Source organism: Streptomyces sp. NPDC050504, from assembly GCF_044458065.1.
In the GTDB taxonomy this organism is placed as follows: domain Bacteria; phylum Actinomycetota; class Actinomycetes; order Streptomycetales; family Streptomycetaceae; genus Streptomyces.
This window is the reverse complement of sequence record NZ_JBITHO010000003.1, coordinates 425,233-441,291: the sequence shown is the minus strand read 5'-3', so window position 1 is coordinate 441,291 and position 16,059 is coordinate 425,233. Positions and strand designations below refer to the sequence as shown.

The window sequence follows — 16,059 nt, the reverse complement described above, 5'->3', positions numbered from 1 at the left end:
CGGAGCCCGCCGACCTGTCCGGGCCGGGCCCGGTTCCGGGAGCGCGCGCCCCTACACCGCCAACAGCACCTTCCCCACGTTCTCCCCGGCCTCCAGCGCCCGGTGCCCCTCCCCCGCGTCCCGGAGCGGCACCACCCGGTCCACGACCGCCCGCACCCGCCCGGAGGCGAGCAGCGGCCACACGTGCTCCCGCACCGCCGCCACGATCGCCGCCTTCTCCGCCGACGGCCGCCCCCGCAGCGAAGTCGCCGTCACCGAAGCCCGCTTCGCCAGCAGCGCCCCGAGGTTCAGCTCGCCCTTCACCCCGCCCTGGAGCCCGATCACGACGAGCCGCCCGTTCACCGCGAGCGCCTGCACGTTCCGCTCCAGGTACTTCGCGCCGACGACGTCGAGGACGACGTCCGCGCCCGCCCCGCCCGTCGCCGCCCGCACCTCCTCCACGAAGTCCTGCTCGCGGTAGTTCACGAGCACGTCCGCGCCCAGCTCGGCGCAGCGCGCCAGCTTCTCGGGGGACCCCGCGGTCACCACGACCCGGGCGCCCACCGCCTTGGCGAGCTGGATCGCCATCGTGCCGATCCCGCTCGCACCGCCGTGCACGAGCAGCGTCTCGCCGGGCCGCAGACCGGCGCCGAGAACACCGGAGGCCGCGCCCGATGCGGCACCCGCGCTCATGAAGACGTTCGCCCACACGGTCGACGCCACCTCGGGCAGACCCGCCGCCGTCACCAGGTCGATCCCGTCCGGCACCGGCAGCAGCTGCCCGACGGGCACCACGGCCTTCTCCGCGTACCCCCCGCCCGCGAGCAGCGCGCACACCTCGTCGCCGACGCTCCAGCCGACCACCCCGGGCCCGAGCGCGGCGATGCGCCCGGAGCATTCGAGGCCGGGGAGGGCGGACGCCCCGGGCGGCGGGTTGTAGAACCCCTGCCGCTGGAGCAGGTCCGCCCGGTTCACGGCGCTGGCGACGACCTCGACGAGTACTTCGCCCTCGCCGGGCACGGGATCGGGGACCTCGGCCCAGACGAGCGCTTCGGGGCCACCGGGTTCGGGGATCGTGATCGCATACATGCCCCGACGCTACTCCAGGTCCCCCGGGGCCACTTCGGGTCCTCCCGCTGCTCCGGGCCCCGGCGACACTTCGGGTCCTCCCGTTACTCCAGCGGCCCCGGTTACTCCAGCGGCCCCGGCGGCGGCGGGCTCGACGCCCGCACGATGCTGATCACCCGGTCCGTCAGCTGGAGCGGGCTCGCCTCCGGGTCGTCGTACCCGAGCAGCCGGTGCCCGCGCACCACGCTCACCACCAGGTCCCCGGTCTCCCGGACGCTCTTGCCGACCTCGCTCTTTATCACCGGCCGTTCGACCAGATCGAGCCCGCTGCCCTGCTGGATCAGGTCCTCCATGACCGCGCCCGCGCTCGGGCTGAGCACCGAGAGGCCGAGCAGCCGCCCCGCCGCGCTCGCGCTGGTGATGACCGCGTCCGCGCCGGACTGCCGCAGCAGCGGCGCGTTCTCCTCCTCCCGCACCGCGGCGACGATCTTCGCGCCCTTGTTGAGCTGCCGCGCGGTGAGCGCGACCAGCACGGCGGTGTCGTCGCGCTGGGTCGCGATCACGACCTGACGGGCCTTCTGGAGTTCGGCCCTCAGCAGTACGTCGCTGCGCGTCGCATCGCCCATGACCCCCACGAAGCCCTCGGCGTTGGCCGCCTCGATGACCTTCGCGCTGGGGTCGACGATGACGATCTGGTCCTTCTTCAGACCGGTGGCGCAGAGCGTCTGGATCGCGGACCGGCCCTTCGTACCGAATCCGACGACGACGGTGTGCTCACGCAAGTTGCTTCTCCAGCGGTTCAGTCGCCACTCCTCACGGGTGCGCTCCGTGAGGACTTCGAGCGTGGTGCCGACGAGGATGATCAGGAACAGCACGCGCAGCGGGGTCACCAGCAGCACGTTGACCAGCCGTGCGCTGTCGCTGTGCGGCACGATGTCGCCGTACCCCGTGGTGGAGAGGGTGACGGTCGCGTAGTAGAGGCAGTCGAGCAGGTCCAGGCTGCCGTTGGCGTTGTCGTGGTAGCCCTTGCGGTCGAGCCACACGATGAGGACGGTCAGCCACAGCACGCCGAGCGCCATCAGCAGCCGCTTGGTGACCTGGCGCAGCGGGCGCTCCACGGCTCTGCGCGGAAGCTTCACCCGGCTGGTGACGAGGTGTTCGTCGGCATGTCTGGCCATCGCGTCGTGGCCGGGAAGTTTCACGTGAAACACGCCTCCGTCCAGGGGAGGCGCAGGACCTCCAGCTCGTCGCCCGGCCGCGCGCCGCCGGGCGGCACCACGGCGAGCCCGTCCGCGGCGGCGATGCCGCGCAGCATCGCGGGCCCGTTGTAGTGCAGCGGCAGCAGCCGCCCCGCCCTGACCTCGACCGGCACCAGACGGGTGTCATGAGGATGGCCGTGCACCTCGTCGCGTACGGCCAGGGTGTACGGCTCCCGCGGCGCCGCGTGCCGCGCCAGCGCCCTGACCAGCGGTCCGGCGAGGGTGAGCAGTCCGGAGACCGCGGCGAGCGGGTTGCCGGGCAGCCCGACCAGATGGCGGCCGGGGGAGAGGCGGGCGAGCAGCATCGGGTGGCCGGGGCGCACCTTGACGCCGTCCACCAGGAGTTCGGCGCCCACGGCCGTGAGCACGGGGTGGACGTGGTCGACGGGTCCGGCCGCGGTGCCTCCGGTGGTGACCACGAGCTCGGCCTCGGATTGAGTGACGGCGCGCAGGAGTTCGTCCGCGTCGTCCCCGACGCGGCGCACCCGGGCGACGTCGGCGCCGAGCGCGCGCAGCCAGGGGCCGAGGAGCGGCCCCAGGGCGTCCCGGATCAGCCCGTCGTGCGGCAGCCCGGCGGCGAGGAGTTCGTCGCCTAGGACGAGGACTTCGGCGCGGGGGCGGGGGACGGTGGGCAGTTCGTCGTAGCCCGCGGCGGCGGCGAGGCCGAGCACGGCCGGGGTCACCAGGGAGCCCGCGGCCAGCAGCCGGTCCCCGGTACGGCACTCCTGGGCCCGGGGCCTGATGTCCTGCCCGTGCACCACCTCGCGCTCGGCGTACAGCTGCGGGGCGCTCCGGGGTTCTTCGGCGGCGTCCCGGGTGCTGTGCGCGGGCGTCACACGGGCGTGTTCGCTGCGGATGACGGCGGTCGCGTCGGGCGGGATCCGGGCGCCGGTCGCGATCCGTACGGCATCGCCGTCGGCCAGCCTGCCGGGGGCGGCGCTCCCGGCGAGGACGCCCGCGCCCTCCCGTACGGTCCAGGGCCCCGGGCCCGACGCGGCCCAGCCGTCCATCGCCGACGTGTCGAAGGGCGGCAGGTCGGTGAGGGCGTCCAGCGGTTCGGCGAGGGTCCGGCCGAGCGCGTCGGCGAGGGGAGTCCGGTGGGTACGGGCGGGGGCGCCCCGGCCCGCGCGTGCAGCGGTCTCCCGGGCCTCGGCCCAGGGGGTGGCGCGGTGCCGCCCGGTGCCGGGGCGGGGGGCGGGGGGTCCGGTGGGCGCGGCGGTCCCGGAGGGCGGGGCGGACGGGGTGGATCCGGTGTACGGGGTGGACGGGGCGGGCGCTGAGGGCGAAGTGCGGCGGGGGCGCGCGGAGTCGGCGGCGGCGCGGCTCACCAGCGCCAGGGCCTCCTCGACCCCGTCCAGCTCCCGCTCACGGTCCCGGCCCTCTTCCCGCTCCGGCGTCATCCGGCGTCCGCCGCGTCGGACGCACGGCCCTCGGCGGCCCAGCGCGCCGCGAGGGCGACGGCCTTGCGGGTGGCCTCGGCGACCGCTTCCGCGCCGCCGCCCGCACCGGCTACGCGGCCCGCCGCGTAGCCGACCAGGAAGGTCGTGAGCGGCGCCGCGGGCCTGGCCACGCCGTGTGCGGCGTCCCTCGCGAGGTCCAGCAGAGCGGCGGTGTCGACGTCCAACTCGATGCCGAGCTCGTTCTTGACTGCGGTGATCCATTCGTCCAGCACGTTTCCATGCTCCCTGATCCGCGCGCGGGCGGCCGCGATGTCCTCCCAGGTGTCGCAGTCGAAGGAGGCGAGGGGGCCGGTGGGGACGCGGGCGAGGTCGAGGCTCTCGGTGAGCAGCCGCAGCGGCAGTCCCGCGAGGTAGCCGTACTCGGCGAAGAGCGAGGCGAGGGCGTGGCGCAGCGGTTCGGCGCGGTAGACGGCGACGAGCGGCTGGTCGCGGCCGTCGGCGTCGACCCCGAGCGCGCCTTCGACGCCGAGCGGACCTCCGGCGCCGGGCGCGCCTTCGCGGTCCTCGGCGCGCGCCGCGTCGAGCAGCGCGGTGACCGTCTCCGTACCGAGGAAGGGCAGGTCGGCGGAGAGCACCAGGACGTACGCGGCGGTGGTCCGCCGCACTCCGGCGTCCAGCGCGGCGACCGGGCCGCCGCCCGGCGGAGTCTCGCGCGCCCAGACGACGGGGCGCGCGGTGGCCCTGCGGTCGCCCACGACGACGGTCGTCCCCGCGCCCGCGCACGCGTCGAGCACCCGGTCGAGCAGGGCCCTGCCGCCCACGCTCAGGCCCGGCTTGTCGGCCCCGCCGAGCCGCTTGGCGGCCCCTCCGGCGAGCACGACGGCGTCGAAGAGGGGGCCGGACGCAAGGTGGCCGGACGCGGAGCCGGATCCGGCGTCGGTCGCGGCGTCGGATGCGGCGTCGGATGCGCCGGGTGCGGTCATGGCCATGGCCCCGAGTATGCGCATACTCGGGGCCAGACGGGACGCGCGGGGTCACACCGTGCGCAACAGCACCACGGGGTTCTCCACGCAATCCGCCACGTACCGAAGGAAGCCGCCCGCCGTGCCGCCGTCGCACACCCGGTGGTCGAAGGTGAGCGAGAGCTGCACGACCTGACGCACCGCCAGCTCGCCCTGGTGGACCCAGGGCTTGGGGACGATCCGGCCGACTCCGAGCATGGCCGCCTCGGGGTGGTTGATGATCGGCGTCGAGCCGTCCACGCCGAACACCCCGTAGTTGTTGAGCGTGAACGTCCCGCCCGTCAGGTCGGCCGGGGTGAGCGCGCCCTCCCGTGCGACCTCGGTGAGCCGGGCGAACTCCGCGCTCAGCGACTCGGCGTCGCGCTCGTGCGCGTCGCGGACGACCGGCACGACCAGGCCGCGCGCGGTCTGCGCCGCGAAGCCGAGGTTGACCCCGGGCAGCCGCACGATCTCCCGGGCCGCCGTGTCGACCGTGGAGTTCAGCTCGGGGAAGCGGGCGAGCGCGGCGGTGCAGATCCTGGCCAGCAGCGCGATGACGGAGATCTTCGGGCCCCCCGCCGCGTTCATGGCGGCGCGCGCCGCCATCAGCTCCGTCGCGTCGGCGTCGACCCAGCAGGTCGCGTCCGGAATCTCGGTGCGGCTGCGGGACAGCTTGTCGGCGACGGCGCCGCGCACGCCGCGCAGCGGCACCCGCTCGCCGACCGGGCCGGTGCGGGCGGGCGCGGGCGCCGGGGCGGCCACCGGCTCGGGCCCGGGGACCCGGATCGCGGCCTCCACGTCGGACCTGAGGATCAGCCCGTCGCGCCCGGAGCCGCGCAACTCCCGCAGGTCGAGCCCGTGCTGACGGGCCAGCTTCCGCACGAGCGGAGAGACCACGGGCACGGGGCCCGAGATCGCAGGGCCCGAATGTGCGGGACCCGAAAGCGCGGGGCCCGAGAGCGCGGCGGCGGACACGGGCTCCGCGCTGACCGGCGCCGTACGAACGGGCGCCGCGGGCACGGCCGCCTGGAGCGTGTCCTTGCGCACCCGGCGCCGCCGCGCGGCCGGCGCGCCCGTCCCGTACCCGACGAGGACGTTGCCCGAGGACTCGGCGGGCCGCGCGGCGGACGCGCCCCCGGAAGGAGCCCCGGTAGAGCCCGCGCCCCCGGAGGGAGCCCCGTCCCCTTCCGCGGCCCCCGCTTCCCCGGCCCCCACGGCGACCGTCAGCAGGGGCGCGCCGACCGGCAGTTCGGTGCCCTCCTCACCGAAGCGCGCGGTGACCACCCCGCCGTACGGGCAGGGCACCTCCACCATCGCCTTGGCCGTCTCGACCTCGACGACCGGCTGGTCGATCGCGACCACGTCGCCGACCGCCACCAGCCAGCGCACGATCTCCGCCTCGGTCAGTCCCTCGCCGAGGTCGGGCAGTTTGAACTCCAGGACCTGGGCCATCAGCTCTCCGCCTCCCACTGGAGCCGTGCCACGGCGTCCAGCACCCGGTCCACGCCGGGCAGGTGGTGCCGCTCCAGCATCGGCGGCGGGTACGGGATGTCGAACCCGGCGACGCGCAGCACCGGCGCCTCCAGGTGGTGGAAGCAGCGCTCGGTGACCCGGGCCGCGATCTCGCCGCCGGGGCCGCCGAAGCCCTGCGACTCGTGCACGACGACCGCCCGTCCGGTGCGCCGCACGGACGCCGTGACGGTCTCGTCGTCGAACGGCACCAGGGAGCGCAGGTCGACGACCTCCAGGTCCCAGCCCTCGGCGGTCGCGGCCTCGGCCGCCTCCATGCAGACCGGCACGGAGGGCCCGTACGTGATCAGCGTGGCGCTGCGGCCGGGGCGGCGCACCACGGCCCTGCCGATGGGCGCCACCTCGCGCGGCTCCCACTGCTCCTTGGCCCAGTAGAGCCGCTTGGGCTCCAGGAAGACCACGGGGTCGTCGGAGGCGATGGCGGCGCGCAGCAGCCCGTACGCGTCCTCGACGGTGGCGGGGGTGACGACGTGCAGTCCCGGCGTCGCCATGTAGTACGCCTCGGAGGAGTCGCAGTGGTGCTCGACGCCGCCGATCCCGCCGCCGTACGGCACGCGGACCACGATCGGCAGGGGCATCGCGCCGCGCGTGCGGTTGCGCATCCGCGAGACGTGCGAGATCAGCTGCTCGAACGCCGGGTAGGCGAAGGCGTCGAACTGCATCTCCACGACGGGCCGCAGCCCGTACATCGCCATCCCCACGGCCGCGCCGAGGATGCCCGCCTCGGCGAGCGGGGTGTCGGTGACGCGCTCCTCGCCGAACTCCTTCTGCAGCCCGTCGGTGACGCGGAAGACGCCGCCCAGCTGTCCGACGTCCTCGCCCATGACGTGCACGGTCGGGTCGTCGGCCATGGCGTCGCGCATCGCGCGCTGGAGCGCCTGCGCCATGGAGACGGGCTTGACCGCCGCCTCGGGCGCCGTGGCCGTGCTCATCGGTCCTGTCCTTCCGCCTCGGCCGCCAGCTCGGCGCGCAGCTGTTCGGCCTGCTCGCGGAGTTGGGCGGTCTGCTCGCCGTACACGTGGGCGAAGAGGTCCATGGGGTCGAGCACGGGGTCCGCGTTCATCCGCTCGCGCAGCGCGGCGGCCATCGTCTCTGCGGCGTCGCGCGCGGCGCGCAGGCCGTCCTCGTCGATCAGTCCGCGCTCGGTCAGCTCCCGCTCCAGCAGGAGGATCGGGTCGTGCGCGCGCCAGGTCTCGACCTCGCTGTCCGTGCGGTAGCGGGTCGCGTCGTCGGCGTTGGTGTGGGCGTCCATGCGGTACGTGACGGCCTCGACGAGCGTGGGGCCGCCGCCGCGCCTGGCGCGGGCCACCGCGTCGGTCAGCACCTCGTGCACGGCCGCCGCGTCGTTGCCGTCCACGAGCCGGCCCGGCATGCCGTACCCGACGGCCTTGTGGGCCAGGGAGGGGGCGGCGGTCTGCTTGGCGAGGGGCACGGAGATGGCGAAGCCGTTGTTCTGCACGAGGAAGACGACCGGGGCCCGCCAGACGGCGGCGAAGTTCAGCGCCTCGTGGAAGTCGCCCTCGCTGGTGCCGCCGTCGCCGACCATGGCGAGCGCCACGACGTCGTCGCCCTTGATGCGGGCGGCGTGCGCGAGGCCCACGGCGTGCGGCAGCTGGGTGGCGAGCGGGGTGCTCAGCGGCGCTATGCGCAGCTCGCGGGGGTCGTACCCGGTGTGCCAGTCGCCGCGCAGCAGGGTCAGCGCCTGGACGGGGTCCAGGCCGCGGGCGACGGCGGCGAGCGTGTCGCGGTACGACGGGAAGAGCCAGTCCTGCTCCTGGAGGACCAGGGCGGCCGCGACCTCGCAGGCCTCCTGCCCGACCGTGGACGGGTACACGGCGAGCCTGCCCTGCTTGGTGAGGGCGGTGGCCTGGACGTTGTACCTGCGGCCGCGGACCAGCTCGGCGTGGAGCCTGCGCAGCAGCGCGGGGTCGGCCGACGCGGCGGCTTCCGTGCCGAGCACGCGGTACGGCTCGGGGTCCGGGAGCAGCGGCGCGGGGTCCGTGCGCGGCTTCCAGGCCGGGGGCGGCGTGGGCCGGTAGGCGGCCGCACCCGGCAGCTCTTGGACCGTCATGACACCTCCTGATGGGGGTGGACTGGGCGGCGCGCGGTGTGAGGCGCCTCACCTACCGATTGTTCGGTCGTCGGGGCATTTTGGCTACAGGCACCCTCAGCCTGTGGACAAACGGTTCTCCACAGCCTGGGATAGAGACAGGTCGTCCATCACGAGGAGGCGGGGGGACATGGCGGATGAACAAATGGCCGACGGCGGGGCGTCGGCGGGGAGCCCTCCGCCGCCGCGCGCGCTCGACGCCATCGACCGGGACATCCTGCGGATCCTGCAGACGGACGGCCGCGCGTCGATACGGTCCGTGGCCGACCGGGTCCACGTCTCGCGGGCCAACGCCTACGCCCGGATCAACCGGCTCATCGACGACGGGGTGATCCGGGGCTTCAGCGCGCGGGTGAACCACGAGCGGGCGGGGCAGGGCGCGTCCGCGTACATCACGCTGAAGATCGTGCAGAACTCCTGGCGCACGGTGCGCGAGCAGCTGCTGGCGCTGCCGGGGGCCGCGCACGTCGCGCTGGTCAGCGGCGACTTCGACGTGCTGCTGCTGGTGCACACGCCGGACAACAGGACGCTGCGGGAGCTGGTGCTGACCCGGATCCAGTCGATCGACGAGGTGCTGTCGACGCGCACGCTGCTGGTGTTCGAGGAGACGGACCTGGGCCCGGCGCTGCCGACGGAACTGGAGTGAACAGGACGGCGCCGCGCTTCGGTGGTGACCGGCGCCTCCGCGCTTCGGTGGTGACCGGGCGGCGCCGGGCCTCAGTGCGCGGTGCGCAGCCCGTCGAAGGCGAGCCGCACCACCGTCTCGGCGAGCTCGTCGCCCTCCGCCGCGCCCGGCTGCGGGCGGTACCACTCCACCAGGGAGTTGACCATCCCGAACAGCAGCCGGGTGGCGAGCCTGATGTCCACGTCCGCGCGCAGGTCGCCGTCGGCCGCCGCGGCCTTGAGCAGGTCGGAGACCCGCTGGTCGAACTCTCGGCGCCGCTCCAGCGCCCAGCGCTCGGTCCTGGTGTTGCCGCGCACCCGCAGCAGCAGCGTGACGTAGGGCAGTTCGGCCATCAGCACCTCGACGGTGCGGCGGGTGACGTACTCGACCCTCTCGATGGCCCTGCCGCGCTCGGCGCCCGGCTCTTCGAGGATCCCGAACAGACCGTCGATCGCCCGGCTCACGGCGCGGCGCAGCAGTTCCTCCTTGCCCGCGACGTGGTGGTAGATCGAGGACTTGGAGATGCCCGCCGCCTTGGACAGGTGCTCCATGGAGGTGCCGTCGTAGCCGCGTTCGTTGAAGACCCGGACGGCGACGGACAGCAGCGTCTCGGGGGTGTACGTGTCGCGCTTGGCCGTGGTCATCGGGCGTCGTCCCCTTCGGCCGCGTAGCCCAGCTGGAAGAGCGCGAGGGAGGGGGCGTAGCGCCCGCCTGGGCAGCGCTCGTCCAGGGTGTGCAGCAGGTCGTACGCCCAGTCCTTGCCGAGCCGCTCGTGCCACTGGAGGGGCCCGAGCGGGTAGTTGACGCCCAGGCGCATCGCGGTGTCGACGTCCTCGGCGCTCGCCACGCCCTTGGCGACGGCGTCGGCGGCCAGGTCGATCAGCATCGCGACGGTCCTGGCGACGATCATGCCGGGGACGTCGCCGATGACGCTGACCTCCTTGCCGAGCTTCTGGAAGAGGCCGGTGGCCTCCGCGACGGCCTTGGGCGAGGTGTCGGGGGCGGCGGACAGGGCGATGCGGGTGGCGGCGCGGTAGTCGAGGGCGAGGTCGAAGAAGACCGCGTCGGTGTACTCGACGGAGGTGTGCCCGTCGGCGAGCGCGAGCTGTCCGTCGCTGCCGGGCAGGGTGATGTACGGGCCGCCGTGCTCGATCCGCTCGACCGTGATCCCGGCCTCCTCCATGAGGGCGACGAGCTCTTCGGCGGGGCCGAGGTCGCCCGCAACGGTGACCGATCCGGGCGCCTCGCGGGGTTCGGCGGTGTGCGGCTCGGGACGGGCCGCCCCTTCCGCGTACGGGTACCAGCCGTGCCCGGACTTGCGGCCCAGGCGCCGGGACTCCACCAGGCGGCGCTGGGCGAGGGAGGGGGTGAACTTGGGGCTCTGGAAGAAGGACTCCCAGACGGACCGCGTCACCGCCTCGTTGACGTCCTGTCCGATCAGGTCGGTGAGTTCGAAGGGGCCCATCCTGAAGCCGCCGCTCTCGCGCAGGACGGCGTCGATGGTGGCGGGGTCGGCGCCGCGCTCCTCGTACACCGCGAAGGCCTCGGCGTAGAAGGGGCGGGCGATGCGGTTGACGACGAAGCCGGGGGTGTCGGCGCAGCGGACCGGCGTCTTGCCCCACGCCTTCGCCGTCTCGTACGCGCGCGCGGCGGCGGACTCCTCGGTGGCGAAGCCGCTGACGACCTCGACCAGGGGGAGCAGCGGGGCCGGGTTGAAGAAGTGCAGTCCGACGAACCGTCCGGGCAGCCGCAGGGCGCCCGCGACGGCGGTGACGGAGAGCGAGGAGGTGTTGGTGGCGAGGAGGCAGTCGTCGGCGACGACCTCTTCGAGCGCACGGAACAGTTCCTGCTTGACCGGGAGCTGTTCGAGGACCGCCTCGACGACGAGCGCGGCGTCGGCCAGCTCGGACAGGGCGGCGGCCGGGTGCAGCCGGGCAAGGGCCGAGGCGCGGTCGTCGGCGCCCATCCTGCCCTTCTCCACCAGTCGGGCCAGGCGGGCCGCGATGGCTTCGGCGGCCTCTTCGGCGCGGCCGGGAGCGGCGTCGTGGAGCCGTACGGGGTGTCCCGCGACCAGGGCGACCTGGGCGATGCCCTGGCCCATGGTGCCCGTTCCGACAACGGCTACGGTCCTGCTCGCGTCAATGGCGGTCATGCGCTGATCCTCCCCTACCGGGTTGTCCACAGGTTTGCCAGGCCCCCTTGTCCCGACCGATCGTTCGGTTAATCTAACTCTGTCCGCACGTCCCTGCCCAGCTCGACGAGGAGTTGGTCCTTGATGGCCGCCCCACAGCTGACCGAGGCCCACCGGCCCACGCTCGACCAGGCCCTGGAGGCGATCCGCACCCGCGCCTACTGGTCCCCGCACCCCGAGCACCCCAAGGCGTACGGCGAGAGCGCCCCCGCAGACGGCCTCGCGGCCTTCGAGGCCCTGCGCGGCAGCCGCTTCGAGCTCGACCAGCCCGGCACCGACGGCTGGACGGGCAAGGAGACCTCGCCGTACGGCATCGAGCTGGGCGTCGAGTACCCGCACCCGGACGTCGACGTCCTGCTGCCCGCGATGCGCGCGGGCGTGCCCGCGTGGCGCGCCGCGGGGCCCGAGGGGCGCGCCCTGGTCTGTCTGGAGATCCTGTCGCGGATCAGCGCGCGGACGCACGAGTTCGCCCACGCGGTCATGCACACCAGCGGCCAGGCGTTCATGATGGCCTTCCAGGCGGGCGGCCCGCACGCCCAGGACCGCGGCCTCGAAGCGGTCGCGTACGCCTACGCGGAGCAGACCCGCACCCCCCGGTCGGCGGTGGAGTGGTCCAAGCCGCAGGGCAAGCGGGACCCGCTGAAGCTGACGAAGACCTACACGGCGAGCGGGCGCGGCATCGCGCTGCTCATCGGCTGCAACACCTTCCCGACCTGGAACGGCTACCCGGGCCTGTTCGCCTCGCTGGCCACCGGCAACCCCGTGCTGGTCAAGCCGCACCCGCGCGCGGTGCTGCCGCTCGCGCTGACCGTGCGCGTCGCCCGCGAGGTCCTGGCCGAGCAGGGCTTCGACCCGAACCTGGTGGCGCTGGCCGTCGAGCGGCCCGGCGAGGGCATCGCCAAGACCCTGGCGACCCGCCCCGAGATCAAGATCATCGACTACACGGGGTCGACCGCCTTCGGCGAGTGGCTGGAGGACAACGCCCGCCAGGCGCAGGTCTACACCGAGAAGGCCGGCGTCAACACGGTCGTCATCGACTCGACGGACGACTACAAGGGCATGCTGGCGAACCTCGCCTTCTCCCTCTCGCTCTACAGCGGCCAGATGTGCACCACCCCGCAGAACCTGCTGATCCCCCGCGACGGCATCGCGACGGACGCCGGAGCCAAGTCGTACGACGAGGTGGTCGCGGACGTCGCGGCGGCGGTCGGCGGCCTGCTGGGCGACGACGCTCGGGCCAACGCCCTGCTGGGCGCGGTCGTCAACCCGGACGTGAAGGCGCGCGTGGAGGCGGCGGCCGGGCTCGGCGAGGTCGCGCTCGAATCCCGCGCGGTCGTCAACCCGGAGTTCCCCGACGCGGTGGTCCGCACACCGGTGATCGTGAAGCTGGACGGCACCAAGCCGGACGCCGAGGCGGCGTACATGGACGAGTGCTTCGGCCCGGTCGCGTTCGCCGTCGCGGTGGACTCCACCTCGGCCGCGCTGGACCTGCTGCGCCGTACGGTCCGGGAGAAGGGCGCGATGACGGTCGGCGCGTACACCACGTCGGCGGAGGTCGAGAGCGCGCTGGAGGACGCCTGTCTGGACGAGTCAGCCCAGCTGTCGCTGAACCTGACGGGCGGGGTGTACGTGAACCAGACGGCGGCGTTCTCCGACTTCCACGGCTCGGGCGGGAACCCGGCGGCGAACGCGGCACTGTGCGACGCGGCGTTCGTGTCGAACCGGTTCCGGGTGGTCGAGGTCCGCAGGCAGGGCTGAGACAGGTCTGAGGTCTGAGGAAGGTCTGAGGCAGGGCTGAGACAGGGCTGAGGCACGTGGACGGGGCGCCGGGGTTTCCCACCGGCGCCCCGGCGCTCACACCTGCGCGTACCGCTGCACCCACGCGTGCATGGCGATCGCCGCCGCCGCGCCCGCGTTGATGGACCGGGTGGAGCCGAACTGGGCGATCGAGCAGACCATCGACGCGTGCTTGCGGGCCTCCTCGGTGAGCCCCGGGCCCTCCTGGCCGAAGAGCAGGACGCACCTGCGGGGCAGTTCGGTGCGCTCCAGCGGCACCGCGCCCGGCAGGTTGTCGATCCCGATGATCGCGAGGCCCTCCGCGGCCGCCCAGGCCGTCAGCGACTCGGTGTCGGGGTGGTGGCGCACGTGCTGGTAGCGGTCGGTCACCATCGCGCCGCGCCGGTTCCAGCGGCGCCGCCCCACGATGTGGACCTCCTTGGCGAGGAACGCGTTGGCGGTGCGCACCACGGACCCGATGTTGAAGTCGTGGCCCCAGTTCTCCACCGCCACGTGGAAGTCGTGCCGCCGCGTGTCCAGGTCGGCGACGATCGCCTCGCGCGTCCAGTAGCGGTAGTGGTCGACGACGTTGCGCCGGTCGCCGCCCGCGAGCAGCTCGGGGTCGTACCGCTCGCCCTCGGGCCAGGGCAGGGGGTGCGGCCCCACGCCCACTTCGCCGGCGAACCCCTCGTCGTACTGGAGGGGCTGGTCGGGCGCCCCGGTGGTGGAAGGGGGCTCACCGGCCCCGTCGGGGCCGGGGAGTCGGTTCGGTTCCTCGCTGCTGCTCACCCCACGAGCGTATGGCTACCGCCCGCGCCCGGCCGACCGGCCTGCCCGTCCCCGGCTCCGCCGTCGGCCACCGCACCGCCGGGCCCCGCACCGCCGGTCCCCGTGCCGCCCCCGGCCCCGGCCTCCGCGCGCGGCGCGGCCCCTGCGGTCACGGGGCCGCGCTCCCACAGCAGGCGCCACCCCCGCCCCGACCTGTTCCCCAGCCACACCAGGAACGCCGTGGGCAGGAACACCGCGTCGGCCGCGATCATCGCCAGCGAGAAGAACGGCAGCCCGAGCAGCAGCGCGATGCCCGCGTGCTCCAGCATCATCGCGACCAGCAGCACGTTCTTGACGCGCCGGTTGAAGAGCGTGAACGGGAAGGCGACCTGCACGATCACGGTCCCGTACGTCAGCAGCATCACCATCACGCCGCTGGATGCGAGGAGGTCGGAGAGCGCGGGCCAGGGCGAGAAGTAGTCCAGGTTGAGCGGGTAGTAGAGCGCGGTGCCGTCCTGCCAGCGCGAACCCTGGATCTTGTACCAGCCGGCGGTCGCGTAGATCAGACAGACCTCCGCCATGATCACGACGAGCGTGACGTTGTGCGCGAGGTTGGCCAGCACGTCCAGCAGGGTCCGCAGCTCGCTGCCCGGCGCACGCCGCTCGACGGTCCACCAGAGGCCGTGGACCAGCCACAGCCCCCAGAACACCGTGAGCCAGCCGCCCAGCACGCCGGCCCTGATCTCACCGGTGGCGGTGGCCCAGGCGAGCACGGCGCCCAGCACGCCCCAGAGCACGGGCCCGGCCCACTCGGCGCGCCCCTGGGCCGGGCCGTCCTCCTCCGCGCGGGCGGCGGCCCGCGCCGCGCGCCGCGCGTCCAGCGACCAGACCTGTCCGCAGCGCGTCAGGACGAGGTAGATCGCCATCAGGTGGATGACGTTGTCGCCGCCGTCCCCCATGAAGATGGAGCGGTTCTGCAGCGAGAGCACGCCGACCATGAACAGGACGGACATCGCGCGGGTCCGCCAGCCGAGCAGCAGCAGGAGGCTGGAGAGCACCGCGACGGCGTAGACGATCTCGAACCAGACGGTGCCGTCCGACCACATCAGGACGGTGAAGGAGCCGTTGTCCCCGATCAGCTGCTCGGCGAGGTCCCAGCGCCAGGGGCTGTCGGGTCCGTACAGCTCGCGGCGGTTCGGGATCTCGCACACCAGGAAGACCAGCCAGGACAGCGAGAAGCCGATCCGTACGACGGCGGTCTGGTACGGGCCGAGGGCGGCGGACGTCACGCGCTGGACGGCGGCGCCGAGCTTGCGCTCGGCCTTCCCCAGCTTGCCGTCGGCCTTCCCCGTGCGGCGGCCGAAGCCCTTGCGCCCGGGGGCGGGAGCGGTTGCGGGTGCGGAAGCGGTTGTGGGCGCAGTTGCGGAAGCGGGTGCGGCCTGGGCGGCGGGGGTCGCGTCCGGCGCGGCGGTATCCCGCACAGCGGCGTCCCGCGCGGCGGCGTCCGGCTCCACCGGCTCGTGCGCTCCGGTGCCCCGGGGGCTGGTGCTGCTCACTTCGCGTCCTCCGCGCTACGGCTCTCGGGTGCCTTTCCGCCGGGCCGGTCGGCCTCGTGGACGTTCCACCAGGGCAGGACCCGGTAGGTGGGCCGGGTCGAGTACTTCTCGTCGCTCCACGGCGGGGGCGCGACCGAGGTGCTGGACGAGCGGACCTGGATGCGCCTGACCTCGCCGCCCAGGTCCCGCCCTTCGAGGCGGAGCATCACGATGCGGCGGACGTACTGCTCCGAGAGCGAGCCGCGCAGGCCGATCGGCTGGTTGGCGTTGTCGTGGGAGTTGACGAAGAAGTCCCAGCCGCGGCGCAGTTCGTTCTGGTTCACGTGGCTGGGGATGACGTTGCCCCTGATGGCCGCGGCGTCATCGGCCGAGAGGCTGATCCAGTCGGTCGTCGAGCGCCCGCCGGGGCCCTTGACCTGCGCGCGGACGTGCACGGCGATGTTCTGCTGGAGCGGGTTGGGCGCGAAGAGCTTCCAGTTCTGCTCGAACTCCGGGTAGACCCACTCGCCGATCGTCTTTCCGTGCTTCTTGCTCACGGTGTTGGCGGGCGCGACGTGCAGAAAGATCATGCCCAGGTGCACGAGGCCGAAGACGCCGATCACGGCCAGCGCGAGGGCGGCCACGACCTGGTAGGGCAGCGAGAGTCCGGCTATGCCCGCACGCCGGGGAGCCGCGGCCGGCACATCTGCCGCGCCCTTGTCGTCGTACGAATCCATCCCGCCCCGATCCCCGTCGGTCCACAGCAGTTATCCACAGG

The 16,059-nt window shown here is 73.8% G+C and carries 14 protein-coding genes; 2 read left to right on the top strand and 12 right to left on the bottom strand.

Annotated elements, in window-relative coordinates:
• Nucleotides 1-51: 51 nt before the first annotated feature.
• The 7 genes from ACIBNE_RS13100 to pdhA form a co-directional block, all read right to left on the bottom strand.
• Nucleotides 52-1,068, bottom strand: coding sequence for an NAD(P)H-quinone oxidoreductase (locus ACIBNE_RS13100; protein WP_399271596.1), 1,017 nt, complete (start codon nucleotides 1,066-1,068; stop codon nucleotides 52-54).
• A gap of 101 nt (nucleotides 1,069-1,169) precedes the next feature.
• On the bottom strand, nucleotides 1,170-2,225 hold the full coding sequence (locus tag ACIBNE_RS13095) for a potassium channel family protein (RefSeq protein ID WP_399271671.1): 1,056 nt from the start codon (nucleotides 2,223-2,225) through the stop codon (nucleotides 1,170-1,172).
• A 20-nt stretch (nucleotides 2,226-2,245) separates the two neighbouring features.
• A complete protein-coding gene (locus tag ACIBNE_RS13090; protein ID WP_399271595.1) occupies nucleotides 2,246-3,706 on the bottom strand; it encodes a molybdopterin molybdotransferase MoeA in 1,461 nt (486 codons plus the stop codon).
• A complete protein-coding gene (locus tag ACIBNE_RS13085) occupies nucleotides 3,703-4,689 on the bottom strand; it encodes a DUF6457 domain-containing protein (protein WP_399271670.1) in 987 nt (328 codons plus the stop codon). Before ACIBNE_RS13085 ends, ACIBNE_RS13090 begins: the two co-directional genes overlap by 4 nt.
• A 51-nt stretch (nucleotides 4,690-4,740) precedes the next feature.
• Nucleotides 4,741-6,159 (bottom strand): dihydrolipoamide acetyltransferase family protein, encoded by a 1,419-nt coding sequence (locus ACIBNE_RS13080; protein ID WP_399271594.1) that lies wholly within the window; start codon nucleotides 6,157-6,159, stop codon nucleotides 4,741-4,743.
• Nucleotides 6,159-7,169 carry an alpha-ketoacid dehydrogenase subunit beta gene (locus ACIBNE_RS13075; RefSeq protein WP_399271593.1) on the bottom strand — a complete coding sequence of 337 codons (1,011 nt, stop codon included), beginning with the start codon at nucleotides 7,167-7,169 and terminating at the stop codon, nucleotides 6,159-6,161. The genes ACIBNE_RS13080 and ACIBNE_RS13075 overlap by 1 nt, the downstream gene beginning before the upstream one ends.
• Entirely contained in the window at nucleotides 7,166-8,308 is a 1,143-nt protein-coding gene (gene pdhA, locus ACIBNE_RS13070; protein WP_399271592.1) for a pyruvate dehydrogenase (acetyl-transferring) E1 component subunit alpha, read from the bottom strand. The genes ACIBNE_RS13075 and pdhA overlap by 4 nt, the downstream gene beginning before the upstream one ends.
• Before the next feature lie 184 nt (nucleotides 8,309-8,492).
• Here pdhA and ACIBNE_RS13065 point away from each other — a divergent pair, with 184 nt between their 5' ends.
• Entirely contained in the window at nucleotides 8,493-8,993 is a 501-nt protein-coding gene (locus ACIBNE_RS13065; RefSeq protein ID WP_399271669.1) for an Lrp/AsnC family transcriptional regulator, read from the top strand.
• Nucleotides 8,994-9,064: 71 nt separating this feature from the next.
• On the opposite strand, the gene ACIBNE_RS13060 is transcribed toward ACIBNE_RS13065, so the two are convergent.
• Entirely contained in the window at nucleotides 9,065-9,655 is a 591-nt protein-coding gene (locus ACIBNE_RS13060; protein WP_399271591.1) for a TetR/AcrR family transcriptional regulator, read from the bottom strand.
• Nucleotides 9,652-11,163, bottom strand: a complete 1,512-nt coding sequence (locus tag ACIBNE_RS13055; RefSeq protein ID WP_399271590.1) for a 3-hydroxyacyl-CoA dehydrogenase — start codon at nucleotides 11,161-11,163, stop codon at nucleotides 9,652-9,654. Before ACIBNE_RS13055 ends, ACIBNE_RS13060 begins: the two co-directional genes overlap by 4 nt.
• 123 nt (nucleotides 11,164-11,286) lie before the next feature.
• Here ACIBNE_RS13055 and paaN point away from each other — a divergent pair, with 123 nt between their 5' ends.
• Nucleotides 11,287-12,960: a phenylacetic acid degradation protein PaaN gene (gene paaN / locus ACIBNE_RS13050; protein ID WP_399271589.1), complete on the top strand. Its 1,674-nt coding sequence runs from the start codon at nucleotides 11,287-11,289 to the stop codon at nucleotides 12,958-12,960.
• Between the two features lie 96 nt (nucleotides 12,961-13,056).
• On the opposite strand, the gene ACIBNE_RS13045 is transcribed toward paaN, so the two are convergent.
• The 3 genes from ACIBNE_RS13045 to ACIBNE_RS13035 form a co-directional block, all read right to left on the bottom strand.
• Nucleotides 13,057-13,650, bottom strand: a complete 594-nt coding sequence (locus ACIBNE_RS13045; protein ID WP_399271668.1) for a TrmH family RNA methyltransferase — start codon at nucleotides 13,648-13,650, stop codon at nucleotides 13,057-13,059.
• A gap of 113 nt (nucleotides 13,651-13,763) precedes the next feature.
• The gene (locus ACIBNE_RS13040) at nucleotides 13,764-15,227 is read right to left on the bottom strand and encodes an HTTM domain-containing protein (RefSeq protein WP_399271667.1); all 1,464 of its coding nucleotides are present in this window, start codon (nucleotides 15,225-15,227) and stop codon (nucleotides 13,764-13,766) included.
• A 71-nt stretch (nucleotides 15,228-15,298) separates the two neighbouring features.
• The gene (locus ACIBNE_RS13035) at nucleotides 15,299-16,018 is read right to left on the bottom strand and encodes a DUF5819 family protein (RefSeq protein WP_399271588.1); all 720 of its coding nucleotides are present in this window, start codon (nucleotides 16,016-16,018) and stop codon (nucleotides 15,299-15,301) included.
• Nucleotides 16,019-16,059 lie beyond the last annotated feature (41 nt).

Excerpts from the sequence above, each read along its gene's own strand:
- ACIBNE_RS13055 (WP_399271590.1), bottom strand. The coding sequence starts at position 11,163 with ATGACCGCCATTGACGCGAGCAGGACCGTAGCCGTTGTCGGAACGGGC.
- pdhA (WP_399271592.1), bottom strand. The coding sequence starts at position 8,308 with ATGACGGTCCAAGAGCTGCCGGGTGCGGCCGCCTACCGGCCCACGCCG.
- ACIBNE_RS13075 (WP_399271593.1), bottom strand. The coding sequence starts at position 7,169 with ATGAGCACGGCCACGGCGCCCGAGGCGGCGGTCAAGCCCGTCTCCATG.
- ACIBNE_RS13085 (WP_399271670.1), bottom strand. The coding sequence starts at position 4,689 with ATGACCGCACCCGGCGCATCCGACGCCGCATCCGACGCCGCGACCGAC.
- paaN (WP_399271589.1), top strand. The coding sequence starts at position 11,287 with ATGGCCGCCCCACAGCTGACCGAGGCCCACCGGCCCACGCTCGACCAG.
- ACIBNE_RS13090 (WP_399271595.1), bottom strand. The coding sequence starts at position 3,706 with ATGACGCCGGAGCGGGAAGAGGGCCGGGACCGTGAGCGGGAGCTGGAC.
- ACIBNE_RS13060 (WP_399271591.1), bottom strand. The coding sequence starts at position 9,655 with ATGACCACGGCCAAGCGCGACACGTACACCCCCGAGACGCTGCTGTCC.
- ACIBNE_RS13065 (WP_399271669.1), top strand. The coding sequence starts at position 8,493 with ATGGCCGACGGCGGGGCGTCGGCGGGGAGCCCTCCGCCGCCGCGCGCG.
- ACIBNE_RS13035 (WP_399271588.1), bottom strand. The coding sequence starts at position 16,018 with ATGGATTCGTACGACGACAAGGGCGCGGCAGATGTGCCGGCCGCGGCT.
- ACIBNE_RS13100 (WP_399271596.1), bottom strand. The coding sequence starts at position 1,068 with ATGTATGCGATCACGATCCCCGAACCCGGTGGCCCCGAAGCGCTCGTC.
- ACIBNE_RS13095 (WP_399271671.1), bottom strand. The coding sequence starts at position 2,225 with ATGGCCAGACATGCCGACGAACACCTCGTCACCAGCCGGGTGAAGCTT.
- ACIBNE_RS13080 (WP_399271594.1), bottom strand. The coding sequence starts at position 6,159 with ATGGCCCAGGTCCTGGAGTTCAAACTGCCCGACCTCGGCGAGGGACTG.